Here is a 24161-nt window from a genome sequence, read left to right as displayed (position 1 = left end):
ACATCCAGGTTACTGCAAAAAATAGATGTACAAGGGCTACCGCGACGGCACGGTTAGTTTCCGCCGATCATCGCCTTAGCTAAGGGTTGCTGTTAGAGTGCGCGCCGTCATCAAGTAAAAAGGATCGATTCAATGGCTACAAATCGTTCGCGTCGTCTGCGCAAGAAACTCTGTGTCGATGAGTTCCAGGAACTGGGCTTCGAGATCAATCTCACCTATCGCGAAGGGATCGAAAGCAAGGCTGTGGATGACTTCCTCGAAGCATTCATTGGCGAAGCGATGGAGGCCAATGAACTCGGTTATATCGGCGGGGAAGACTATGGCTTTGTTTGCCTGGGTCGTCGGGGGTCGGTCAGCGAAGAGCAGCGTGCGACAGTGGACGCCTGGCTTAAAGGTCGCAGCGAACTGGCTGAGTACAGCGTCAGTCCGCTGATGGACGTTTGGTATCCGGAAAATCCGATCAGGACTGAGGGGTAGTTTTCTCGTCTGATTTCGCTGCTGCCGGCTGGGCTTTCCTGAGTGATCGCCTGGCCAGCAATCTATGAAGCAAGTGCATCAACGTTGCGATCAATAGTGCCACGCTCACGCCAATGGCGGCATTTATGAGGCGTATCTGTGGCAGGTTCCAATCCTGAGCCAGGGTCTCTGCCAGCAGCAGGAAGAGCAGGGTGGTCTGCAGTACGAACAGGCCGTAGTGATTTGCCTGAAATGCCCTGCCCAGTACCACAAGCGGCAGCAGGATCATCACCATCAGCGGCGGGTCGGCCAGACCATGGCCGATGTAGATCAGAATGGCGGCCGCAGCCAGTATCCCCAGGCCTGCCTGCAGTGCCCGCACAAAGCTGCGCTCTAGATCCATCTGCAGCGTGGTGAATACTGCCAGGGTTAGCCAATAGCCTCTCGGCAGTTGGGCCATATTGACGATCACGCCACCCAGCGCCCCAGCCAGCATGTAGGTCAACGCATGTACCCGCCATTGCCGGATAGGTGTGCGTCTGGCATGTCGCCTTAACACCCGCAGGATGCTCATAAGCCGGGGCATGTACGGCCACATGCGCAAGCCATGCATCCCACGCATACCGAACGCCAGTAACGTCACCCAAAGGCCCCCGAGAGCGAACAGCATCGCAATCGCATAAGGGTTGTTGAAATCGCCTATGCCATGTTGTCCCTGGCCGAGACACAGGCAGATGGCAAGGCCGATACCAAGCTTTCCCGCTTCGCTGCCGTAACGCTGCAGCCAGGCTAGCAGTAGCCCATAGAATGCGAACAGCCCGAGGCTGATCAGCGGATGGGTTGCCGACCAGAAACCCAGTCCTGCACTGCCAGCACCCAATGCGATGAGCAGCAGCATGCGTAGCATGCCGAAGCGGTGGAGGGGGTTAGCCTTTGCCGCCTGGAATGCACCCACTGTAGCCCAGAGGAAGCCTGGGTGGCCGCTGAATAGACCCAGCAATAATGGCAGGGCGCAACCGAAACCTGCGACCATGGATGCGCCCCAGGCGGGGCGTCCGGGATGCCAATGGATGCTTTCTCGCAGCAGGCGCTTCATGCTGTCAGACCGGGCTGGAGCGGCCGGTCATCTCGCCCGCCATCTCCGTCGCATAGCTGTCAGTCATGCCAGCGATGAAGTCGATCATGCGCAGAAACGACTGATAGAGCGGCAGCTCTGGTGAGGGTGCACTGCGACCCAGAAGGTCGAGGATCCGCTGGTTCTTGAATGAAGGTGTGCCACCGCGATGCCTCTCCAGTGCGGCGCCGCAGAAGGCGTTCAGTAATATCTCCAGCGTCGTGTAGGCACCGATTTCGTGCAGCGTCTTACGCTTGTCCTGGAAGATCTTCTGCCGGGCCATTGCTTTCGCTTGTAGCACACATTCTTTGGCGGGCCCGTGCATGTGCTCGACGAGATCGCCCTGTAGTTCTCCTCGTAGCAAGCTGTATTGCTGCTCGACGAATGCAGCCGCGGCTGCGTTCGTCAGATGCTCAATGGCCTTGCCGCGCAGAATGGCCAACTTGCGCCGTCTTGAATCGTTAGGGCCTAGCTGGCGATAGGTTTCGGGGATGTCATCGCCGACAAGCGCGAGTAGCAGTGCTTCTACTTCCGAATAGTCGAGCAACTCCATCTCGAGGCCATCCTCGAGATCGATCAGCCCGTAGCAAATGTCATCCGCCGCTTCCATCAGGTAGACGAGCGGATGGCGTGCCCAGCGTTGATCTGCCACCTTGGGCAGATTGAGCTTCTGAGCGATCTGCTCAAGCAATTGCTGCTCGTTCTGGTAGCAGCCGAACTTGTGCTTTTTGTAACCCAGCGCCTCGGCGTGTCGGGAAGTCCATGGGTACTTGAGGTAGGTGCCTAGCGTGGCATAGGTGAGGCGGGTTCCGCCGTCGAACTGGTGGTACTCCAGTTGCGTCAGTACGCGAAAACCCTGAGCGTTGCCTTCGAAATTCAGGAAGTCCGCGCGTTGCGCATCGCTCATATCGTCAAGCCATCCGCGGCCGGCCGCTTGCTGGAACCAGCAGCGAATGGCGTCTTCCCCGGAGTGGCCGAAGGGTGGGTTACCAATATCGTGAGCCAGACATGCGGATTGGACGACCATGCCGAGATCCGCTGGACTGCACCATTCTGGCAGATCTCCACGCAGCACTTCGCCGACACGCATGCCCAATGATCGGCCTACGCAGCTGACTTCGAGGGAATGGGTTAGGCGTGTATGGATATGGTCGTTGCTCGATACCGGATGAACTTGCGTTTTGCGCCCGAGACGCCGAAAAGCACCGGAAAAGATAATGCGGTCGTGATCCTTATGAAACGGGCTACGTCCGAGCTCTTCGCTGCTATGAGCAGATTTACCAAGTCGTTCGCGAGTCAGCAGTGTGTGCCAGTCCAAGGACTATCTCCGTATTGCCATTATCGGGCTGGGGCAAAGCTATCATAACCGTCTTGCTCCCAATGGGTACTGTCACGCTTGGGAGCAAAAGCGTATGTCTAACACGCACAACAAACCTCCGGCCTGTACGGCTGGAGGCTTGCTGAGTTTCTTGCTTCGTGCGGGTGTGGCGCTATTTTCCGCGAAGTCTTTGCTGGCCTTTGATCAGCGGATAAAGAGTCAGAGCGATCCGAGCCAATTTCCCGATCTTGCCCATCCGACGGCCGAACAGTGCTAGCAGCACTGTCGTCGCAATCATCATTGGGCCCTTCCCTGAAGAGGGCTCGGAAGATGGCCGGTGCGAGCTCATTAGGCTTCTAACATGCTGCAAGGGATGAGACAGGGGTTGCGCATGGTAGAGCATCTGTTGGCGATGCATTTCCATACGCAGTCTCACAAGATCCTTGCGCATGCTCAGTTCATTGGACGTGCTCAACGGTCGGCTCATGGCAGTAATCGCTCCCGGTTACGCTCCAGTTCTTCCAGGGTTGCCTGAAACGGTGCGGTGCATTGCTTAGCCAGCGAAACTGCGCGGCTTACGCAAATGATCATCACCACTGCATAAGCGGCGCATAGCCCAAGGATCGCAGTCATCCGATGAGTTTCCCAGAAGGCAATGACGATCGCTGCCGAAAGTCCAACCAGAATCAATAGCCCTAAAATGAGGCTGATACCTGCGAGGAGAAACAGTCGAAAAGTACGTGCTTTCTCTTCTTGGACCTCAATGCCAACCAGCTCAAGGTGGCCTTGTAGCAGACCGACGAATGCGCCGCCCAGCTTCTTCAGCGATGGCTTGGGGGCCTCGGCGCCGGGCTTCGCTTCCATTGGTGGCTCTCCCATCAGCGACGTGAAATCAGGCCAAGCAGAAAACCGACGCCGGCAGCGATGCCAATCGACTGCCAAGGGTGGGTATGCACGTATTCTTCTGTGCACTGAATGGCAGCTTGGCCCTGATCGCGCATCGAGCTCTCCCGTTCTTTGAGCATCTCGCGGGCCTTGGCAATGTTGGCGTTAATCTTGCCGCGCAGTTCTTCAGTTTGGCCACCCGCAGTTTCCTGCGTGTGCTTGAGCAGTCGCTCGGTATCACCGATGAGGGTATGAAACTCCTCAATGAGCGCGTTCTGCGCTGCCTGGAGATTGCGGCGATGGGCAGAGGTGTCAATCAGCGGGCGGGTGCTGCCAGCAGGCCCCTCTGGGATAGGGGTGTTATCGCTGGTGCCAAAAGTGGACTCGGTAGACATTCGCAGCTCCTTCTTGAATCTCGCAGGGACGAAAGGTCCGTTGCCTAAAGTTTCGAGCGTGGCTTTGTCGCAAGGTTCCCCGTTTCGTTGGCGCGGAGTGAAGCACATAAACGGTTGCACTTCGGATAGGTCGTTATAGCGACTGTGAGGTTCAGATCCGTCATGACAGAAGAAAACCCGCCGAAGCGGGTTTTCTTTCTACTACACTAAGTGCGGCAGCCGCTATTACATCAGCGGAATGGTGTAGCTAACGATCAGACGGTTTTCGTCGATGTCGTTGCCGTAGTTGTTACGGGCGGTAGCGTTACGCCACTTGACGTTCAGGTTCTTCAGTGCACCTTCCTGGAAGGTGTAGCCGATGTCCATGTCACGCTCCCACTCTTTGCCTTCGGTGCCATTAGAGCGTTCGAAATTGTCGCCAGTGATATACCGGGTCATGAAAGTCAGACCGGGGATACCGATGGAAGCAAAGTTGAAGTCGTAGCGCGCCTGCCAAGATTTCTCATCGGCGTTAGCGAAGTCATTGATCTGAACATAGTTGACCAGGAACGGATCAGTGGCCCCGCCGACGTATGCGAAGCCGGTATCACCGCTCATCTTTTGGTAGCCGAGGCCAAAAGCGTGGCCGCTCAGGGAGTAAGTCACCATGGCGCCGAATGCTTTGTTATCGACGTTGCTGCTGCCATCGTCCTTGGAGCGCGAATAGCGCAGGTCGGTCTTCAGAGACTGACCGTCTCCAATAGGCAGTACGTGTACAAGATTGTACGTATGCTGCTTATAGAGATCTTCCAGATTACTGTAGTAGTAAGTGGCAGTCAGGTCCTTGGATACTTGATAGCTACCGCCGAGGAAGCGGAAGTCATCGGACTGATTGTTTGCTGCGCCACCCTCAATGCTGATACCCCGGCGGCCGCCGGTGTTCAGCGCCATTACCTGGTTGTTGGTAGAGTCACGATGGTTGATGCGGTTCGCATAGCCGGCATCCAGCGTCAGCCCTTTGATCTCTTTGGAGACAATTTGGGCACCCTGCATTGTTTGCGGAAGCAGACGGCTGTCACTGGTGCCAATCGCTGGGTTTTTGAACTGTAGTGTGCCAACTTTCAGCACCGTGTCGGATACTTTCGCCTTGGCAGCGAAACCGACTTCAGACCAATCATCTGGGGTTTGGCTATCATAGTTGTCTGGCATCAGGCCGCTGCCAGTACGACCAGCGCCACCGTCCAGCTTAACGCCGAGGAGGCCTAGTGCGTCGAGGCCAAAGCCGACCGTACCTTCGGTATACCCTGATTCAACGCGAAGCAGGAAGCCTTGAGCCCAAGCTTCTGATTTGGATTGGCCGCTAGCGGTGCTTGCGGTGTTACCGCCATCGTTTCGGTAATCGCGGTTGAAATAGAAGTTACGCAGTTCCAGACCAGCCTTGGTGTCTTCGATGAAGGCGGCTTGGGCCATGGTTGGGATAGCCAGTGTTGCTCCCAGAGTGGCGAGGGCCACGCCCCGGGCGATGGGGGTCTTGAGCATTTCTTATTTCTCCTCGTTGGATGATGCTCTGAAGTCGCTCTTTACGGCGCCATGCAATAAAACATTACAGAGGTTTTTCAACCTTTAGACTTTAGTCGCCAAGTCCCGCAAGTCAACGTGCTAGACGGTCGCAGCCGGCCAATTATTCGGCATCAGCTACGTTCAGTTAATACGTTGCTAAGCTTGGCGGTTAAAGACTAAAGGGTGTGGCCGGGCAATCTGCGCTGCCGCGGGTCGCAGCATCCTAGCGTTTTGCTGGGGCGGAGTCGAATGGCGTTCGCACAATAGCCTAATGAGTGGGGGCGGATTCACATTTTTTGGCGGTTATCTGGGAAAGCGGTGGTCGCAATCAATGGCGTGTTGCGAAGGCCTTGCTAGAATCTTCTTGACCAAAATTCGAGAGCATCAAATGTCGTTGCCGGAATGCCAACTTTTCGGGACCTTGGGCTGCCATCTTTGCGAACAGGCGGAAGAGGTGCTGATGCCTCTAGTCGAGTATGGCCTGATGGTTGAGCTGATTGATATTGCGGAGAACGTGGAGTGGGTGGAGGTTTACGGTTTACGTATCCCTGTGCTCCGTCGCGTGGATACCGGCGCGGAACTGGACTGGCCCTTTGAGGCTGGTCAAGTGGTCAGCTTCTTACAGTGTGCAACGCAATAGCGCATTAATCGCGCGCAAAAAAAAACCGGCTAAAAGCCGGTTTTTTAAGTTCAGCTAAACATCAGGCTGAACTGCGGGATATGGTCGGAGCGACTGGATTCGAACCAGCGACCTTCTCGTCCCGAACGAGACGCGCTACCAAGCTGCGCTACGCTCCGAAGATGGCGCGCATTCTACAGAAATAGTTTTGCTACACAAGGCGTTAGGCGGGTTTTTTTTAGCAAAGGTTGTCGCCAAAAAAGGCGGTCAGCAGCCCCTCCGCGCGCTACCTTGGCGGTAGCGCGTAGGTTGCCGTTTTAAAGCTCTCTAACGGTTCGCACCTGGTCCTTGTTTACTTTGCCAGGCTTGCCATCAATCTGTTCATACTCGTAAAAGCCAGAGTCTTCGTCGTAATCAGGCTGATCCAGGGTCTGAATTTCCCTGCCATCGTTGAGGGTGATTACGCTGGGATTGGCGCAGCCTGCGAGGATGCCGAAGCCTAAGGCGAGAAAGAGGGCGGGAATAGTATGTTGACGCATGACGCTGTTCCTTCTGCGGGTATTGATGCTCATGGGACGAAGCGTGCTAGTACGAAGTTCCCGCATGTGTACCGGCTATTGCAAGCAGATCCGGAGTATTCAGGTTGATCAGGCGCCTGTCATCGTCTGCAATCCGCAGTTCATGGGCCCCCAGTTGAAGAAGTAGGTGCTTAGGGCTGCGTTCCCCGGCAAGCCAGCGCTCATCTACCTGACTCAATAGGCTGGTGGGAATGATGCTGAAGAGTGGCTCCCATTGCTCACCGTGGCGAAGCATCACAGGTTGTTCGGGCGCCTGGGTGGCGGCTGCATACAGGGAGTGCAGTAGTGCTTGGTCGATCAGTGGGGTGTCGCATGGAAGTACCATCATCCAGCGGTTGCGTGCTGCAGTGAGGCCGGCGCGCACACCGGCTAGGGGGCCTGGATATCCGGCATTCTCGTCGCTGAGCAGCCGGTCTGCATAGGCAGCATAAGACGTTTTGTTTCGGTTGCAGGACAGCAGCAACTCGTCGGTCAGAGGGCGGACAACGTCGTGTAGCCAGGCGATCAGCGGACGCCCTTGCCATTCGATCAGCCCTTTGTCTTGGCCGCCCATGCGCTGGCCTCGCCCGCCTGCAAGCAGCAAGATAGAGCAGGAGGGTAGCTCTGAATCAAACATGTTATGGCTCGCGCAAAGACTCCGATATAACACCGGCACCTGCGTATCGACAACCGATGCGGCCATCTACCCAGTTGCCGATGTGTACTCGGGGCTGACATGTTCGGCAGTCCGCTCGCTAAACCAATGGCGAAATTCATTGTCTATCTCCTCCATCCGCTTTTCCAAGGACTCAGCGGATGCAGCCTGCTTATCGGCCGACACAAGGAGAAGAACGCAATGCAGGAGAGAAATGTTTGGGTTGATTATGCCAAGGCGATCGGGATTATTCTCGTTGTCTATGGACATGTCGCGCGCGGCGTTTTCAATGCAGGGCTCCCCATGGATGAGGCGAGCTTCGTGCTTGTGGATAGCATCATTTATAGCTTCCACATGCCACTGTTCTTTTTCCTGTCGGGTCTCTTCTTTTTTGACTCGCTGCAAAAGAGAGGCAGGGGCGGCCTGATCATCACCAAGGTGGATACGATCGTCTATCCATTTATTGTGTGGTCTCTATTGCAGGGCTTGTTCGAGGTTGGGCTATCCAACTACACGAATGGACAGGTCACATTATCAGAAGTTTTCTCGCTGCTCTGGATGCCTAGAGCGCAGTTCTGGTTCCTCTACGCTCTTTTCCTAGTATTTGTGGTTTGTACGTTCCTCTACGCGAGAGCTGATCGCCGATATTTCCTGCCATTCGTGGTGCTATTCGGCGTGCTGTTTGTATTTCAGCAGGAGCTGACCATAAACAATATGACACGCTTCATTCTGGGCAATACTGTGTTTTTCGCTCTGGGTGTTTGGTTTAACGAAGTTAAAGCGTTCTTCCTCGCACGACACACTCAGTTGACCTTGTTCTTCGGTGCGTTGTTCGTGGCCGGGCAGTACCTGTTTCACGTGACATTCGGCATGAACTACACAGATGGAGGGCTGCCCATGCTTGCGCTGGCCACTCTATCCATCTTTTTCATGGTTGCTTTGTCAATGTGGCTCGGACAGTTTCGAGTCGACTGGTTTTTGTTCATCGGTGCTTCTTCGATGACCATATACCTGATGCACATTCTTGCCGGCAGCGGCGTGCGAGTGGTGCTCAGCAAATTCTTTGGCATTGACTCCATTACAGCGCACCTGATTATTGGCACGCTGATTGGTATTGCTGCGCCACTGGTCGCCCAGGTGGTGATCAACCGCTATCGGCTGCATTTCCTGCTTACGCCGCCTAAGCGCATCGCGGCGTCCCGTTTCCATACGGGAAAGGCGCTGACGTAATAGCCTAATAGATGCTTCAGCCGCCGGCCCAGCAAGCTATCCATGCTGAGCCGGGGCGGGCGTGCCGTGGACGGCCCAGGGCGAGATCGTCAGCCGCAGTTGATTCGTTCGATTTTCATGGCTGAGTCGGTGTTGATGTTCAGCCGTTGCGAATTGTACTCAAGGGTTACGATGTCGTCGGGGCGAAGAATTCGAGCGGTTCTCGCTCCTGCCTGATCCTTTGCTTGGTCCAACAATTCGGGGGTCGCGATCTGTCCAACCAGATGCGTCACCGCTTTGGAGTCACATCTTGCTGACGGCTGACCAGCGGTGTTCGGGGTTGCCGTCGTACTGAATTGGCAACCCGCCATGAGCGCTGCGGCCACAGCCAGTGCCGCCGGAATAAACTTGTTGATTCTTTTCACGAGATCTCCTTTGTTCGCCATTTCGGTAAGGCCAACTATTATCAAAGTTGCGAGCGGGCCGATAGGGGCGATTCAAAGGCAGCTAATGACCTGTGAGGCAGCGTCAAAAAAGCAGCGAAGATCGGGGAACCGAAGCGGCATCAACTCGTCTTATTGCCTGATGGCGCTTTGCAATCCTTTGCTGACAATAATCCAGGAGTTTCCGCTATGTTCACTTCCCCACTACTCAAGCGTATCGCGACAATTCTGGCTGCTTTGCATCTCTTGCTTGTGGCGCAGATTCCTATGGCGCAGGCGGCAATGATTGGCACCCCGGAAGTCGTTGCAGAGCAGCAGCAACAGGTTGATCGTCAGCAACTACTGACTATGCTGGACGATCAGGATGTTCAAAAGAAGCTCGAGTCGATGGGTGTTGAGCGTGATCAGGTGGAGAAGCGAATCAACAGCCTGACGACGGCAGAACTTGCCCAGTTCAATCAGCAGCTCGATCAGGCGCCTGCTGGAGCTGGTGTGGTGGGTGTGATCGTTTTGTTTCTGGTGATCTTCATCATCACTGACATGCTGTGCGCCACCAACATCTTCAACTTCGTCAACTGCATTAACCGTTGATTCAGCGGTTTGTCATACTGCTGCTGATCGGCTTGATCGGGGGTTGTGCTCGTACGACGGTCACGCTCGTCGACGATGCACAACTTCCGGTGCGGGTCGAGTTGGTTGATGTGCCGTTCTATCCGCAGGAAGATTATCAGTGCGGCCCTGCAGCGTTGGCGACCATGCTCTCGCAGCGGGGCATTCCCGCAACTCCGGATGCGCTGGTAGAGCAGGTATATATCCCTCAGCGAAAAGGCAGTCTGCAGGTGGAGATGGTTGCGGCTGCTCGCTCAAGCGGGCTCCTCGTTTATCCCTTGCGGGGCCGGCTGACGGATGTGCTTGCTGAAGTTGCGGCAGGTAACCCGGTCTTAGTCCTGCAGAACCTTGCCTTCGACCGCTGGCCCCAATGGCATTTCGCCGTTGTGGTGGGCTATGACCTTGCGGAACAAAATATCGTTCTTCGCTCCGGCACGACGGAGCGTTGGGTTGGGGGCTTTCGTGAGTTCGAGCGATCTTGGGCTAAGGGTGACCGCTGGGCGGTAGTGACACTCCACCCAGACCAAATCCCTCGTGGTGCGCAAGAAACGGTCTGGCTGCGCAGTGCTAGCGACCTGGAGGAGGTGGGGCAGAACCGTGCGGCTCGAATGGCCTACGAGGCCGCATCTGAGCGGTGGAATTCCGCATTGACGCTATTCGCGTTGGCGAACAGTCAGTATGCGTCTGGGGATAGAGCGGGGGCTGAACAGTCGTTGCGCTCTAGTGTCCGTCGCGATCCGCGCTTTGCCATCGGTTGGTTCAATCTATCCCAGGTGATGGCGGAGCAGGGGTGCGAGTCTGGCGCTCGGCTGGCGCGTGAGTGCGCCACACGTCTGGCGCCCGAGGATGATCGGTTCAAGGCGACGCTGCCCGTCCAGGCCGGAAAGTCGGCGGCCCAATGCCAGCCGCCCCCGTCCTGCTCTTTGCCCTGATGCGGTTAGAAGCCAAGTCTGTCGCGCAGTGTGTAATACATCGCGCCGAGCGCACTGAGTGGAATTTGAAAACGCTGACCGCCGGGAAATGGGTAGTGGGGCAGGCTGGCAAAAGCGTCAAATCGCGCTGCCTGGCTACTTAGTGCTTCGGCGATTATCTTGCCGGCGATATGGGTATAGGTTACGCCGTGGCCACTGCAGCCTTGCGAGTAGTAAATGTTGTTATCCAGGCGCCCAACCTGTGGCAATCGCGATAGCGTCAGCAGGAAATTTCCGGTCCACGCGTAGTTGATCTTCACGTTTTCCAGTTGAGGGAAGGTTTTCAGCATCTTCGGCCGGATAATGGATTCGACATCCGCTGGATCCCTCGCCCCGTAAACGACGCCACCTCCATAGATGAGGCGCTTGTCGGCTGACAGCCGATAATAATCGAGCAGGTAATTGCAGTCTTCGACACAGTAGTCCTGGGGTAGCAGGCTTTTGGCGAGCGCTTCGTCGAGCGGTTCGGTGGCTATAACTTGAGTTCCACAGGGCATGGATTTGGCTGCAAGCTCTGGAATCAGGTTGCCCAGGTAAGCGTTGCCTGCCACCACTACGAACTTCGCGCGAACCGCCCCTTTAGGTGTGTGCACCAGCGCCTCATTGCCTCGCTCGATGCGTACGGCAGGAGAGTTCTCGTGGATGGCTCCACCCAGAGACTCTACGGCCGCCGCTTCGCCGAGTGCCAGATTCAGCGGATGTATATGACCGCCTTGCTTATCGAGCATGCCTCCCACATAGCGGTCGCACGCTACAACCTGTTTTATATGTTGGTTATCGAGTAGCTCCAGATGCTGGTAGCCATAGCGCTCCCATAACGCCTTTTGGTCTTCAAGGTGGCGCATCTGTTTTGGGTTGAATGCGGCGAATACCCCCCCATCCTTCAGATCGCACTCGATGCCGTAGCGAGCGACTCGGTCGCGGATAATTTGGCCGCCTTCGAACGCCATCTCTCCAATCAGCTTGGCGGCAGAGTCGCTAACGCTGCGCTCGATGCTGTCCAGATCGCGGCTGTAGCTATTGACAATTTGCCCACCATTGCGGCCTGAGGCGCCAAAGCCAACCCTTGCAGCCTCCAGTACGGCTACGCTGAAACCATGTTCGAGCAGAAAAAGAGCGGTGGATAATCCCGTGTATCCGGCGCCGATGATGCACACGTCGACCTGCTTGTTTTCCTGCAGCTCTGGCCGAGCATTTGCTGAATTTGCCGTGGCAGCGTAGTACGAGGCAGGGTGATCTTTGTGCGGCATACTGGGCTCTCTGTTCTGAATTTTTTACGCATGCTAGCGCTTAACTGCGTAAGTCGCTAGGCGTCAGGTGGCAGGGGAGTGGCTTTTCAAAATTTCTAAATATCAGTGGGTTAGCAAAAAAAGCGCTTGACTATTTTTTTTGAGGCCTTAGAATGCGCCCCCATCGAAGGCACATAGCTCAGTTGGTTAGAGCACCACCTTGACATGGTGGGGGTCGTTGGTTCGAATCCAATTGTGCCTACCAATTCGATTAAAGGGTCGCGCAAGCGGCCCTTTTTTTTGGCTTGCTTGTCAGTGCTTCTGCTTTCTGAAAGCATCGCCAGTCGTGTTTTTCCTCCAGTGACTTCGGTTCGGTCGAGGTGAGCTCATCAAGCGCCTGCCATTGTGCGGCAGGCATGCTCGCCGAATCGCTTTACTGGCTCATCCCAACCCATGTGGCCTTTAGTACGGGTCACCACTAGGAGAGGAGGCGCCATGCCCACCATTACTCTTCCCGATGGCAGTCAGCGTTCGTTTGATCATCCAGTTACCGTAGCTGAAGTGGCTCAGTCCATTGGCGCTGGCCTTGCCAAAGCGACCTTGGCAGGCAAGGTTGACGGCAAGTTGGTCGATGCCTGTGATCTGATTTCACAGGACGCGACGCTGCAGATCATCACGCCGAAGGATGCGGAAGGGCTGGAGGTCATTCGCCACTCCTGTGCGCATCTGATCGGGCATGCCGTGAAGCAGCTCTATCCGACAGCTCGAATGGTTATTGGGCCAGTCATTGATGAGGGCTTCTATTACGATATCGCCTACGAGCGGCCCTTTACTCCCGATGATGTCGCCGCCATCGAGCAGCGTATGCGTGAGCTGATTGATCACGATTACGACGTCATCAAAAAGATGACACCGCGTGCCGAAGTGATCGAGGTATTCCAGTCGCGCGGCGAGGACTACAAGCTGCGCCTGGTCGAGGATATGCCCGACGAGCAGGCGATGGGTTTGTACTATCACGAAGAATACGTCGACATGTGCCGCGGTCCGCACGTGCCGAATACACGCTTCCTGAAGTCGTTCAAGCTCACCAAGTTGTCCGGTGCGTACTGGCGCGGCGACGCAAAGAACGAGCAGTTGCAGCGTATCTACGGTACTGCCTGGGCGGACAAGAAGCAGCTGGCAGCCTATATCCAGCGCATCGAGGAAGCTGAAAAGCGCGACCATCGCAAGATTGGTAAGCGGCTGGATCTGTTCCATACGCAGGAAGAGGCGCCAGGCATGGTGTTCTGGCATCCGAATGGCTGGACGCTTTATCAGGTGCTCGAGCAGTACATGCGTCAGGTGCAGCGCGAAAACGGATACCTGGAAATCCGAACGCCGCAGGTGGTCGATCGCGTGCTCTGGGAAAAGTCCGGGCATTGGGCCAATTACGCCGAAAACATGTTCACGACTGAATCGGAAAGCCGCGATTACGCGATCAAGCCGATGAACTGTCCTTGCCACGTGCAGGTTTACAACCAGGGCTTGAAAAGCTATCGCGAGCTTCCGTTGCGCCTAGCGGAGTTTGGCGCTTGCCACCGTAACGAGCCGTCCGGCGCGTTGCACGGCATCATGCGGGTCCGTGGCTTCACTCAGGATGATGCGCATATCTTCTGTACGGAAGAACAGATGCAGGCCGAGTCTGCGGCGTTCATTAAGCTCACTCAGGCGGTATATGCCGATTTCGGTTTCTCGGACATCGAACTGAAGCTGTCTACCCGTCCCGAGAAGCGCGTCGGCTCGGATGAGCTCTGGGACAAGGCTGAGGCTGCTCTGGCCTCGGCCCTGGAAAGTGCCGGCCTACCTTATGATCTGCAGCCTGGTGAGGGGGCGTTCTACGGTCCTAAGATCGAGTTCTCCCTGCGTGATTGTCTCGGGCGGGTATGGCAATGCGGCACGCTGCAGTTGGACTTCAATCTGCCGGTGCGTCTTGGTGCGGAATACGTCAGTGAGAACAATGATCGACAGCATCCCGTCATGTTGCACAGAGCGATCCTTGGATCTTTCGAGCGCTTCATCGGTATTCTGATCGAGCACTATGAAGGGGCTTTCCCTGCATGGCTCGCGCCGACGCAGGCGGTGATCATGAATATCACCGATAAGCAGGCCGTTTTTGCCGCTGAAGTCGAAAAAACGCTCCTCCAAAGCGGGTTTCGTGCCAAGTGTGACTTGAGAAACGAAAAGATCGGCTTTAAAATCCGCGAGCATACTTTGCTCAAGACTCCCTATCTCTTGGTTATCGGAGATAGGGAGGTTGAGACACGATCCGTTGCAGTGCGCACCCGTGAAGGCGTCGATATGGGGTCCATGCCCCTCGATCAATTCGCGCAGATGCTGACACAAGCGGTTTCCCGGCGTGGTCGCCAAGAATTGGAGTAATGACTATTAAGCGTGAAATGAGACAGGATAAACGAGCTGCACCCAAGGCCCCGATCAACGAGAATATCTCGGCTCGTGAGGTCCGTTTGATTGGTGCTGACGGCGAGCAGATTGGCATCGTCTCGATTGATGAAGCGCTGCAAGTAGCAGAAGAAGCGAAGCTGGATCTGGTTGAGATTTCTGCCGATGCGATTCCGCCGGTATGCCGGATCATGGATTACGGCAAGCATCTGTTTGAAAAGAAGAAGCAGGTAGCTGCGGCGAAGAAGAACCAGAAGCAGATTCAGGTTAAAGAAGTAAAGTTTCGTCCAGGGACGGAAGAAGGGGACTACCAGGTCAAGCTACGTAACCTGGTGCGTTTCCTGAGTGACGGGGACAGGGCCAAGGTATCATTGCGATTCCGTGGTCGTGAGATGGCCCATCAGGAGCTGGGGATGGAATTGTTGAAGCGGGTCGAGAATGATCTCGCTGAATATGGTTCGGTCGAACAGCATCCGAAGATGGAAGGACGCCAGCTGATCATGGTCATCGCTCCCAAGAAGAAAAAGTAACCCCCAGGGCACTGGCAGGCCTTGCGGTTATTTGTAATCACCCACAATGTGGAGTACCGAACATGCCAAAGATGAAGACTAAAAGTGGTGCTGCGAAGCGCTTCAAGAAGACTGCTAACGGCTTCAAGCACAAGCACGCTTTCAAGAGCCACATCCTGACCAAAATGTCCACCAAGCGTAAGCGTCAGCTGCGCGGTTGCTCGCAAGTGCACCCGTCCGACGTTGCAAAGGTGGCGCGCATGCTGCGCGTTCGTTGATTCGGTCAAGACTCAGAGGAATAACTCATGGCTCGTGTTAAGCGTGGCGTCGTAGCCCGTCGTCGTCACAAGAAAATTCTGAAACTCGCCAAAGGCTACTACGGAGCGCGTTCGCGCGTATTCCGCGTTGCCAAGCAGGCGGTAATCAAGGCTGGCCAGTACGCCTACCGTGACCGCCGTCAGCGGAAGCGTCAGTTCCGCGCTCTGTGGATTGCCCGTATCAACGCTGGTGCTCGTGTCAACGGTCTGTCTTACAGCCGTCTGATCGCCGGTCTGAAAAAGGCGGCCATCGAAATTGATCGCAAGGTTCTGGCCGATCTGGCAGTGAACGAAAAAGCGGCGTTTGCTGCGATTGTCGAGAAAGCCAAAGCTTCTCTGGCCTAAGCCCCGGCAATCGCGAATCTTCGGGTTCGTTGCAACGTCATCAATAGGGGAAGAGCCTTGTGCTCTTCCCCTATTTCGTATCTGAGAAGGGGCTTTTGCAAAAGGGCGCTTGGCAGTCGGTCGCTACGGGACGATACCAGCGCGGTTCTGCAAGAACCTCTGGAGGTTATGTACATGGAAAATTTGGATGCACTGGTCTCGCAAGCGCTTGAGGCTGTGCAACGAAGTGAAGACGTTGCGGCTCTCGAGCAGGTGCGCGTCCAATATCTGGGTAAGAAGGGCGAGCTCACCCAGTTGATGCAAACCCTGGGGAAGCTTTCTGCTGGGGAGCGTCCGCAGGCTGGTGCGCTGATCAATGCCGCCAAGAGCAGTGTTCAGGATGTCCTGAATGCTCGCAAGGCTGACCTAGAGAAGGCTGCTTTGGATGCCAAATTGTCAGCCGAGCGAATCGATGTGACACTGCCAGGGCGCGGCGAGGCGTCCGGTGGGCTGCACCCGGTAACTCGTACCTTGGAGCGCGTCGAGCAGTTCTTCAGTCGCATTGGTTACAGCGTGGCAGAAGGTCCTGAGGTTGAAGATGACTACCATAACTTCGAGGCGCTGAATATTCCGGGGCATCACCCGGCGAGGGCGATGCACGATACCTTCTACTTCAACGCCAACATGTTGCTGCGCACGCATACCTCACCGGTTCAGGTGCGCACCATGGAATCACGTCAACCTCCCATTCGTATCGTCTGCCCCGGACGCGTCTATCGTTGCGATTCCGATATCACTCATTCCCCCATGTTCCATCAGGTCGAAGGTCTGCTGATCGACGAAGGCGTAAGCTTTGCCGATCTGAAAGGCACCATTGAAGAGTTCCTGCGGGTGTTTTTCGAGAAGCCGCTAGGTGTTCGCTTCCGCCCGTCCTTCTTTCCGTTCACCGAGCCCTCTGCAGAAGTCGACATGCAGTGCGTGATGTGCAGTGGCAAGGGTTGCCGAGTGTGCAAGCAGACCGGCTGGCTTGAGGTCATGGGCTGCGGCATGGTGCATCCGAACGTGTTGAGGATGTCCGGGATCGATCCGGAGCGTTACTCTGGGTTCGCCTTCGGCATGGGGGTCGAGCGTCTCGCTATGCTACGTTACGGTGTCAATGACTTGCGCCTGTTCTTCGACAACGATCTGCGGTTTCTTGCGCAATTTCGCTAGTACCGCCGCCCGTCAACGAACTATTAGGAGAGCAGGATGAAATTCAGTGAACAATGGCTGCGGAGCTGGGTAAACCCGCAGGTTTCCCGCGAGGAGCTGGTTGCTCGTCTGTCCATGGTGGGGCTTGAGGTTGATGCTGTGACGCCCGTTGCTGGCAGCTTCAGCGGTGTGTTTGTCGGTGAGGTCCTCGAAACTGTGCAGCATCCTGATGCCGACAAGCTTCGGGTCTGTCAGGTCAGCAATGGAAGTGAAACCTTTCAGGTTGTGTGCGGAGCGCCGAATGTGCGGCCTGGCCTGAAAATCCCCTTTGCGATGATCGGCGCTCAGTTGCCGGGCGACTTCAAGATCAAGAAGGCCAAGCTCCGTGGTGTCGAATCCAACGGCATGCTTTGCTCGGAAACCGAGTTGCAGGTGGGTAGTGACGATAGCGGCCTGATGGAGCTGAGCGGCGACGCGCCGGTCGGTGCCGATGTTCGTGAGTATCTCGGTCTTGACGATGCAAGCATTGAAATCGGTTTGACCCCAAACCGCGGTGATTGCCTCTCCATCGCTGGCTTGGCTCGTGAAGTTGGCGCCATTTATGACTCAGTGGTGAGTCCGGTGCAATTCGCCGTGGCCCCGCTGCACCATGACGACACCTGTCCAGTCGAGGTCCTGGCCCCCAAGGCATGCCCGCGTTATCTCGGGCGTGTTATCCGTAATGTTGATCTGTCGCGCCCGACGCCGCTTTGGATGGTTGAGCGCCTTCGCCGCTCCGATATCCGTAGCATTGATGCGGTCGTCGATGTAACCAACTACGTAATGCTCGAATTGGGTCAGCCCTTGCATGCCTTCGATCTTGCCGAGATCAAGGGCGGTATCCGGGTTCGGATGGCTGAGGAGGGCGAAAAGCTCGTCTTGCTTGATGGTCAGGAGATCACCCTGCGTGGGGATACGCTCGTTATTGCAGACCATCAGCGCGCTCTTGCCATCGCCGGTGTCATGGGTGGAGAGCACAGCGGCGTAAGCACTGCTACCCAGGATATCTTCCTCGAAAGTGCTTTTTTCGACACCATTGCGCTGGCCGGCAAGGCTCGTTCCTACGGCTTGCACACCGATGCGTCCCATCGCTACGAGCGGGGCGTCGACTCGCAGCTCGCCCGTCAGGCGATGGAGCGCGCAACGAGTTTGCTACTGGATATCGTCGGCGGCGAGGCGGGGCCGATCAGTGAGGCGGTCAGCGAAAGCGACTTGCCGAAAGTCGCTCCGGTAACTTTGCGCGCTGAGCGTATCAACCAGATGCTGGGGCTGGAGATGGATGGCGCCGAAGTGGTGCGCCTGCTGACATCCTTGGGCTTGGTGATTACCGAAGAGGCTAAAGGTCGCTGGCAAGTCTGTGTGCCGAGTCATCGCTTCGATATCAGCCTTGAGGTCGATCTGATCGAAGAGCTGGGACGTCTATATGGCTACGATCGACTGCCCGTGCGTTATCCGCAAGCTCGGCTTGCGCCTGAGGCAAAGCCTGAGGCTCGTGCCGAACTGCCGGTGCTCCGGCGTTTGCTGGTCGCCCGAGGGTATCAAGAGGCGATCACTTACAGCTTCATCGATCCCAAGCTGTTCGAGCTGTTCAGCCCTGATATGAAGCCGTTGCAGCTTGCCAATCCGATCTCCGCGGATATGGCGGCCATGCGCGCGTCGCTTTGGCCAGGGTTGGTCAAGGCGCTGCAGTACAACCTCAACCGGCAGCAATCACGCGTGCGCTTGTTCGAGGCGGGGTTGCGCTTTGTTGGTCAGTTGCAGGAGCTTGAGCAGGAAAGCATGCTGGCCGGCGTGTTAACCGGAAGCCGTCAGCCCGAAGGTTGGACTAACTCGCGCGAGGCGGTGGATTTTTACGACATCAAGGCAGATGTCGAAGCGCTGCTAGCTTCTGCCGGAAATGCTGGCGTCTATCGTTTCGTTGCGGGAGAACATCCGGCGCTGCACCCAGGGCAGACCGCGCGTATCGAGCGCGACGGGCGATTGGTTGGATTCGTTGGGAGTCTCCATCCTGAGTTGGCAAGCACCTTGGGTATCGATCAGCCGGTTTACATGTTCGAGCTGAAGCTTGGCGAGATTGCCGAAGGGCGGATGCCTTCCTTTGCGGAGCTGTCGCGATTCCCGGAAGTTCGACGAGACCTTGCCGTGCTGGTCGGGCGGGAGATTGCGGCCGAAGACATCCTGGGTTGTATTCGTGAGGCTGCGGGCGAGAATCTGACAGACCTCAAGCTATTTGATGTCTATCAAGGGAAAGGTATTGATCCCCTTAGCAAAAGTATGGCAGTCGGCTTGACCTGGCAGCACCCATCGCGCACTCTAAACGACGATGAGGTGAGCGATGCGATGCAGAAAATCCTCACCTCCCTGGAAGAAAGGTTCAATGCCACGTTAAGGAAATAGCGTATGGGGGCTCTGACGAAAGCTGAAATGGCGGAACGTCTATATGAAGAGCTGGGCTTGAATAAGCGCGAGGCCAAGGAGTTGGTCGAGCTGTTTTTTGAGGAGATTCGTCAGGCCCTCGAGCATAACGAGCAGGTCAAGTTGTCCGGGTTCGGCAACTTCGACCTGCGCGATAAGCGTCAGCGGCCCGGGCGTAACCCGAAAACAGGCGAGGAAATTCCTATCACGGCACGTCGCGTCGTGACGTTCCGTCCAGGGCAGAAGCTCAAAGCGAGAGTCGAGGCCTATGCTGGAACCAAGTCATAACGACGAGCTGCCGTCGATCCCAGGGAAGCGCTACTTCACTATCGGTGAAGTCAGTGAGCTTTGTGCGGTGAAGCCGCATGTGCTTCGCTATTGGGAACAGGAGTTTCCTCAGCTCAATCCGGTGAAGCGTCGCGGCAACAGGCGCTATTACCAGCGCCAAGACGTCTTGATGATCCGCCAGATTCGAGCGCTTCTTTACGACCAGGGTTTCACCATCGGTGGGGCCAGGCAGCGTATGTCTGGCGAAGAGGCTCGCGACGATACTACGCAGTACAAGCAACTGATCCGGCAGATGATTTCAGAGCTGGAAGATGTTCTGCAGGTGCTGAGGAAATAGTCAGTCTGGCGCCTAAAAAACTTTCACATTTTCAGATGCTTAATGTATAGTTCGTTCCGCTTTCAGCAGAGCTGGAGGCGATAGTCGGGGCGTAGCGCAGCCTGGTAGCGCACTTGCATGGGGTGCAAGGGGTCGAGTGTTCGAATCACTCCGTCCCGACCAAAAAAACCTAGAAAATCCAGTCACTTAGCGGTGATTGGATTTTTTTATGCCCGCTTATTTTTCGGTGCTCCCCAGAAAATGGCTTTCTGGTTGCCAATTGGTTGCCAATTGAGATTCGCAAGAGGCATAGTCATCTGAACGGTAGGGGCGCTTTGCTTGCGCCCGATAGAACAGATTGGCGCAAACAGCCCAAGGAATGCATTGGATGCGTCAACAAGTACAGGACTGCTACTTGAAATGAATGACTCCTACCTATCAACCCTGCTGCAAATGCGGCTACGCGTGATGAGTGGCTGGCAGCAGTGCTGCGCTCCGTGGGGCTAGAACCCAGTAAGCTCTCAAAACGCGTGCAGATGCATTTCATCGCCAGGCTGGCCGCGCTGGTCGAGCCCAATTACAACTACATTGAGTTGGGACCGCGAGGCACAGGTAAGTCCTATTTCTTCAGCGAGTTCTCACCTTACGCTACCTTGATCTCGGGCGGGCAAGCGACCAAGGCCACGCTGTTCTACAACAACGCACGCCGCAAGGTAGGTTTGGTTGGATTCTGGGACACGGTCGCCTTTGACGAGGTCGGCGGGATCAAGGTGCGCGATCCAGACACGATCCAGATTATGAAAGACTTCATGGCCAATGGTCGCTTTTCGCGCGGCGCCGAAGTCATTGCCGATGCCAGCCTGAGTTTTGTCGGCAACATCGATGTGTCTGTGCAGCAGGTGGTCAATTCCAACGAGCACGACCTGTTTCAGCCCTTGCCACCAGAGCTCGACCTGGCCGTGATGGACCGCTTCGCCGCGTACATCCCGGGCTGGGAAATGCCCAAGAACAGCAGCGAGTTCCTGACCAACAACTACGGGTTCATTACCGACTACCTGGCGGAGGCCTTCCACTACCAGTTCAAGCACACGAACCGGTATGAGGAAGTGAGCAAGAGTATTCGACTCGGTAAATCGATCGAGGGGCGCGACGAAAAAGGCATCAAAAAGACCGTCTGCGCATTCTTGAAGGTACTGCACCCGAACGGCCCACCGACTGACGACGAGTTCGAAGAATACGTGGCCTACGCGATCGAGTGCCGGCGCCGCGTCAAGGAGCAGATGAACAAGCGCAAACCAGATGACGAGTTTGCGCGCATCAATCTGTCCTACTTCAAGGCCGGCGGTGAGGAAGTGGTGGTGTTCTGTCCGGAGTCGAAGGATGCGCCGGCAACACAAGAGCCGGCGCGTCGTCGTTTGAGCCAGGCAGGTGAGCAGCCCATCGAAACAGTCGAAGTGCAGCCGGCCGTGCAGCCCGCGCCTATCGTTGCGACAGAATCTTCAATGGCCCCGTCGCCGATTCCGCCAACACCAGCAGTGGATGCGCCACCAGCAGTGGAGCTGAAGGAGCAGCACTTCAGCATCCTTTATGGCGACACGGGTTACAGCTATGAATCGATTCTTGGCCCCTACTTGCAGGGCGCGAAGGCCGTCGTCATCGAAGACCCGTACATCCGGCTGCAACACCAGATCCAGAACTTCGTGCGCTTCTGCGAGACGGTGTTGAAAGCCGGTACCGTGAAGAAGATCAGCCTAATCACCGGCTACGAGGACAAGACCCAGTTGGCCGACATCGCCGAGAAGCTCGATGAGCTGAAACAGAGTCTGCTGGAGCTGGATGTCGAACTGGAGGTGAAGCTCAACCCGAACATCCATGACCGCGAAATCCGTCTGGATAATGGCTGGGTCATCAAGATCGGGCGAGGACTGGACTTCTACCAGAAGCCTGGGGGGTGGTTCGAGGTGGGCGCGAACGATCTGAGCCTGCGCAAGTGCCTTGAAACCAAGGTGGATATCTTCCGAGCATGATGCAAAAGACAGGCGCCAAACTGCCAACCCGCAGAGTGAATGGATAGAAGCGCATGGACCGTATCGATATTGCTTTGTGGGATGCGCTTCGTGAATCCACCTGGGACACCTTGCTCCTGGGGAACGGGGCCAGCATTGCCATCCATAGGGAATTCGCATATCCAACGCTTCATAGCGTCGCCGACGCGAAAGGTTTGCTCCCAACCACCGCGCCAATCTTTGCGAAACTGGGGACGACCGACTTTGAACATGTGTTGCTCGCATGCTGGTATGCGGAGCACGTCAACGCGGCCCTGGGGTCACCGTCGGCCGATATCTCTGCGGCCTACTCGGAAGTACGCACAGCACTGATCGAAGCGGTGCACAGCGTGCATCCGGTACATGCCGATGTTGCGGCCGACTTGCAGCGGGTTGGTGCATTCGCGAGCTCGTTCCCAACTGTCGTCAGCCTGAACTACGACCTCACCCTGTACTGGGCCATGCTGCTGTTCAATGCAGAAAACGGCAGCTGGTTCAAGGATGCCTTCCATCACGGTGAATTTCAGACGGACTGGGAGTACCTGCGGAGGCCATATGGGCACGCTGCCGGAGCAACGCTGGTGTTCTACCCGCACGGCAGTCTTTCCGTGGCTCGCGACTACATTGGTGACGAGACAAAGATCGCGGCATCCACTGGCGCGACGGGCGATTTGCTCGAAGCGATCACCCGAAAGTGGTCGTCCGGGCACTACGTGCCAGTGTTTGTTAGCGAAGGAACCAGCAAGGAGAAAGTCGCCGCGATTCGCCGGAGTCACTACCTGACGAACGTGTACGAGGAAGTCCTGCCAGCGATCGGCGAGAGTTTGGTCGTTTATGGCTGGAGCTTTGACGAACGGGACCAGCATGTGCTTGATGCAATTTCGGCGAATCCGCCGAAGCGAATGGCTGTCTCCGTGTTCACTGGTCAGCCAGATGGAGATCAGCAAGCGTTCTGCCACCAGGTGCTCAAGGCTGCTGGCCGGTCTTTGGCAGGCACCACCGTGACGTTTTTTGATTCGCAGAGCCCGGGTTGCTGGAACAGTTGACCGAGCTACTTTAAGCGACATCTCAGACTTCGAGTGCGGGCTCAACCAGCCCAAAAACCGAGCCTCATTGCGCTGACTGAGTCTGGATAGCCACCATTGATGGGCTTTCGGACTGGTTTAATTCCGGAACATGGACCCATCAAAAATTGACGCTGCGGCTTGGTGATCGGGATCGGTTTTCCCCGGCCGCTCGGAGCGGTCAATTGCGGTGCGGGTATTATGCTTTATCTCTTACTACCCGCAGGGTTCGTGCTGAATCACAGGTATCTATCCATCAAGCCTACTGGTACCAAGCCGCCATAAGCTAAAAACGTATCATCACGGATGGACGATGCGATTCAAGTATCCAATCAATAGGTGATCAGGCAGGGAAGATGTAACAGTTAAAAAATACACAACAGGCACTGGTTATGAAACTCAACCACTGCGAAGTCATAGCCATGTTCAACGATACGCGTCCCTATACCTTCCAGCGCTACCCGCTCAGACATCCCGACAATAATAACCTCCACTTGTACTTTGGCGAGTCCTTCGAAGGCCTACCTGTAATGGTTAATAAAGGGCCTTTCATCCAGGAGTATCTTTCGGATCTCAAGCACACCATTGAGTTAGCTCTGGCTGAGTATCCGAGGGTGTTGGCCTTCCGGGTGGATCTCAGACTCCCCCAAGGCATTGAACTGCCAGACTACGCTTATACAAACCAGGTCATCAGTCGGTTCATCGAGTCTTTCAACGCCAAGATTCAATACCATCGTGGTCAGTTACGTGATCAGAGCCAGTGGGCTCGTCGCTGCAAGGTGCGCTACGTCTGGGCGAGAGAGATTGGATCTGGAGGAAGACCGCACTACCATCTGGTGTTTTTGCTCAACCGCGATGCATATTTCGCGGTGGGGAAGTTGCATTCAAAGAAACTCAATTTGATTTCTCGCTTACAAGGAGCATGGGCCAGCGCGCTGAGGTTGCCGATCACAACGGCTGAGGACCTAGTGCATATCCCCGATAATGCGACGTATCGAATAGATCGATACCCCCGTTACAAAAAGGTTGCTGGCAGTGATCACAAGGTATTGGTGTATGAACTACCAGACCTGTTCTATCGGGCCAGTTACCTATGTAAGGTCGCTACGAAGTCTTACGGGGATCGCCAGCGAGGGTTCGGTACCAGTAGGGGGTAATAGCAGGCTTCGACCGGGCGGGAAGCAACCCGCCCGGCTGAGCGGATGATCGACCAAC

25 protein-coding genes, 3 tRNA genes and 1 pseudogene are annotated in these 24161 nt (G+C 55.9%); 18 read left to right on the top strand and 11 right to left on the bottom strand.

Features of this window, described 5'->3' with window-relative positions:
* Positions 1–132 precede the first annotated feature (132 nt).
* Positions 133–477: a YggL family protein gene (locus tag AAEZ08_RS14735; RefSeq protein ID WP_003280744.1), complete on the top strand. Its 345-nt coding sequence runs from the start codon at positions 133–135 to the stop codon at positions 475–477.
* Here AAEZ08_RS14735 and AAEZ08_RS14730 read toward each other — a convergent pair.
* The 6 genes from AAEZ08_RS14730 to AAEZ08_RS14705 all read right to left on the bottom strand — a co-directional run bounded on the left by AAEZ08_RS14730 (position 461) and on the right by AAEZ08_RS14705 (position 5686).
* The gene (locus tag AAEZ08_RS14730) at positions 461–1552 is read right to left on the bottom strand and encodes an FUSC family protein (protein WP_102819625.1); all 1092 of its coding nucleotides are present in this window, start codon (positions 1550–1552) and stop codon (positions 461–463) included. The two genes, AAEZ08_RS14735 and AAEZ08_RS14730, sit on opposite strands and share 17 nt — an antisense overlap.
* 4 nt (positions 1553–1556) lie before the next feature.
* Complete coding sequence (locus AAEZ08_RS14725) at positions 1557–2888, bottom strand: deoxyguanosinetriphosphate triphosphohydrolase (protein ID WP_003280747.1); 1332 nt, start codon at positions 2886–2888, stop codon at positions 1557–1559.
* A gap of 172 nt (positions 2889–3060) precedes the next feature.
* Positions 3061–3375, bottom strand: coding sequence for a hypothetical protein (locus tag AAEZ08_RS14720; protein ID WP_036990951.1), 315 nt, complete (start codon positions 3373–3375; stop codon positions 3061–3063).
* Positions 3372–3752, bottom strand: coding sequence for a phage holin family protein (locus AAEZ08_RS14715; protein WP_003280750.1), 381 nt, complete (start codon positions 3750–3752; stop codon positions 3372–3374). Before AAEZ08_RS14715 ends, AAEZ08_RS14720 begins: the two co-directional genes overlap by 4 nt.
* A gap of 14 nt (positions 3753–3766) precedes the next feature.
* A complete protein-coding gene (locus tag AAEZ08_RS14710) occupies positions 3767–4168 on the bottom strand; it encodes an ElaB/YgaM/YqjD family protein (protein ID WP_003280752.1) in 402 nt (133 codons plus the stop codon).
* 225 nt (positions 4169–4393) lie between these two features.
* Positions 4394–5686: an OprD family porin gene (locus AAEZ08_RS14705; protein ID WP_102819626.1), complete on the bottom strand. Its 1293-nt coding sequence runs from the start codon at positions 5684–5686 to the stop codon at positions 4394–4396.
* 409 nt (positions 5687–6095) lie between these two features.
* Here AAEZ08_RS14705 and AAEZ08_RS14700 point away from each other — a divergent pair, with 409 nt between their 5' ends.
* A complete protein-coding gene (locus AAEZ08_RS14700) occupies positions 6096–6347 on the top strand; it encodes a glutaredoxin family protein (RefSeq protein WP_003280756.1) in 252 nt (83 codons plus the stop codon).
* 81 nt (positions 6348–6428) lie between these two features.
* Here the strand turns inward: AAEZ08_RS14700 and AAEZ08_RS14695 are convergent.
* The 3 genes from AAEZ08_RS14695 to mobA all read right to left on the bottom strand — a co-directional run bounded on the left by AAEZ08_RS14695 (position 6429) and on the right by mobA (position 7520).
* Positions 6429–6505: transfer RNA gene (locus tag AAEZ08_RS14695), tRNA-Pro, on the bottom strand.
* A 138-nt stretch (positions 6506–6643) separates the two neighbouring features.
* Positions 6644–6865, bottom strand: coding sequence for a YgdI/YgdR family lipoprotein (locus tag AAEZ08_RS14690; protein ID WP_003282559.1), 222 nt, complete (start codon positions 6863–6865; stop codon positions 6644–6646).
* A 46-nt stretch (positions 6866–6911) separates the two neighbouring features.
* A complete protein-coding gene (gene mobA, locus AAEZ08_RS14685; protein ID WP_500124616.1) occupies positions 6912–7520 on the bottom strand; it encodes a molybdenum cofactor guanylyltransferase MobA in 609 nt (202 codons plus the stop codon).
* 219 nt (positions 7521–7739) lie between these two features.
* Here mobA and AAEZ08_RS14680 point away from each other — a divergent pair, with 219 nt between their 5' ends.
* A complete protein-coding gene (locus tag AAEZ08_RS14680) occupies positions 7740–8768 on the top strand; it encodes an acyltransferase family protein (RefSeq protein WP_482696390.1) in 1029 nt (342 codons plus the stop codon).
* 89 nt (positions 8769–8857) lie between these two features.
* Here AAEZ08_RS14680 and AAEZ08_RS14675 read toward each other — a convergent pair whose 3' ends face one another.
* The gene (locus tag AAEZ08_RS14675) at positions 8858–9172 is read right to left on the bottom strand and encodes an I78 family peptidase inhibitor (RefSeq protein ID WP_500124615.1); all 315 of its coding nucleotides are present in this window, start codon (positions 9170–9172) and stop codon (positions 8858–8860) included.
* Positions 9173–9379: 207 nt separating this feature from the next.
* On the opposite strand from AAEZ08_RS14675, the gene AAEZ08_RS14670 reads away from it, so the two are divergent.
* Positions 9380–9781 carry a PA2779 family protein gene (locus AAEZ08_RS14670; RefSeq protein ID WP_003282563.1) on the top strand — a complete coding sequence of 134 codons (402 nt, stop codon included), beginning with the start codon at positions 9380–9382 and terminating at the stop codon, positions 9779–9781.
* On the top strand, positions 9778–10731 hold the full coding sequence (locus tag AAEZ08_RS14665; RefSeq protein ID WP_482696150.1) for a PA2778 family cysteine peptidase: 954 nt from the start codon (positions 9778–9780) through the stop codon (positions 10729–10731). Before AAEZ08_RS14670 ends, AAEZ08_RS14665 begins: the two co-directional genes overlap by 4 nt.
* A 5-nt stretch (positions 10732–10736) precedes the next feature.
* Here the strand turns inward: AAEZ08_RS14665 and AAEZ08_RS14660 are convergent, their stop codons facing one another.
* Entirely contained in the window at positions 10737–12020 is a 1284-nt protein-coding gene (locus AAEZ08_RS14660; protein WP_500124614.1) for an NAD(P)/FAD-dependent oxidoreductase, read from the bottom strand.
* Positions 12021–12187: 167 nt separating this feature from the next.
* Between AAEZ08_RS14660 and AAEZ08_RS14655 the strand changes: the two genes are divergently transcribed.
* From AAEZ08_RS14655 to AAEZ08_RS14595, 13 genes and pseudogenes are all read left to right on the top strand, one after another.
* Positions 12188–12264 (top strand) — tRNA-Val (locus AAEZ08_RS14655).
* Between the two features lie 230 nt (positions 12265–12494).
* A complete protein-coding gene (thrS, locus tag AAEZ08_RS14650; RefSeq protein ID WP_500124613.1) occupies positions 12495–14417 on the top strand; it encodes a threonine--tRNA ligase in 1923 nt (640 codons plus the stop codon).
* Positions 14417–14968 (top strand): translation initiation factor IF-3, encoded by a 552-nt coding sequence (gene infC, locus AAEZ08_RS14645; RefSeq protein ID WP_177333394.1) that lies wholly within the window; start codon positions 14417–14419, stop codon positions 14966–14968. Before thrS ends, infC begins: the two co-directional genes overlap by 1 nt.
* A 62-nt stretch (positions 14969–15030) precedes the next feature.
* Complete coding sequence (gene rpmI / locus AAEZ08_RS14640) at positions 15031–15225, top strand: 50S ribosomal protein L35 (protein WP_003282568.1); 195 nt, start codon at positions 15031–15033, stop codon at positions 15223–15225.
* Between the two features lie 27 nt (positions 15226–15252).
* On the top strand, positions 15253–15609 hold the full coding sequence (gene rplT, locus AAEZ08_RS14635; RefSeq protein WP_003282569.1) for a 50S ribosomal protein L20: 357 nt from the start codon (positions 15253–15255) through the stop codon (positions 15607–15609).
* 174 nt (positions 15610–15783) lie between these two features.
* The gene (pheS, locus tag AAEZ08_RS14630) at positions 15784–16800 is read left to right on the top strand and encodes a phenylalanine--tRNA ligase subunit alpha (protein ID WP_003282570.1); all 1017 of its coding nucleotides are present in this window, start codon (positions 15784–15786) and stop codon (positions 16798–16800) included.
* 36 nt (positions 16801–16836) lie between these two features.
* Positions 16837–19215 (top strand): phenylalanine--tRNA ligase subunit beta, encoded by a 2379-nt coding sequence (pheT, locus tag AAEZ08_RS14625; RefSeq protein WP_003282571.1) that lies wholly within the window; start codon positions 16837–16839, stop codon positions 19213–19215.
* A gap of 3 nt (positions 19216–19218) precedes the next feature.
* Positions 19219–19521, top strand: coding sequence for an integration host factor subunit alpha (gene ihfA / locus AAEZ08_RS14620; protein WP_003282572.1), 303 nt, complete (start codon positions 19219–19221; stop codon positions 19519–19521).
* Positions 19502–19858, top strand: a complete 357-nt coding sequence (locus AAEZ08_RS14615; protein ID WP_003282573.1) for a MerR family transcriptional regulator — start codon at positions 19502–19504, stop codon at positions 19856–19858. The genes ihfA and AAEZ08_RS14615 overlap by 20 nt, the downstream gene beginning before the upstream one ends.
* 85 nt (positions 19859–19943) lie before the next feature.
* Positions 19944–20020: transfer RNA gene (locus tag AAEZ08_RS14610), tRNA-Pro, on the top strand.
* Between the two features lie 278 nt (positions 20021–20298).
* A pseudogene (locus AAEZ08_RS14605) lies at positions 20299–21864 on the top strand (BREX system Lon protease-like protein BrxL); the annotation flags it as partial.
* Between the two features lie 53 nt (positions 21865–21917).
* On the top strand, positions 21918–22928 hold the full coding sequence (locus tag AAEZ08_RS14600; protein ID WP_500124612.1) for a DUF4917 family protein: 1011 nt from the start codon (positions 21918–21920) through the stop codon (positions 22926–22928).
* Between the two features lie 410 nt (positions 22929–23338).
* A complete protein-coding gene (locus AAEZ08_RS14595) occupies positions 23339–24103 on the top strand; it encodes an inovirus Gp2 family protein (protein WP_500124611.1) in 765 nt (254 codons plus the stop codon).
* The last annotated feature ends 58 nt before the right edge of the window (positions 24104–24161 follow it).

This window comes from Pseudomonas sp. E45-MNA-CIBAN-0222 (assembly GCF_040310405.1).
Lineage (GTDB): Bacteria > Pseudomonadota > Gammaproteobacteria > Pseudomonadales > Pseudomonadaceae > Stutzerimonas > Stutzerimonas stutzeri_AC.
The sequence above is the reverse complement of the archived record's forward strand: the minus strand, read 5'-3'. Positions and strand labels throughout refer to the sequence as shown.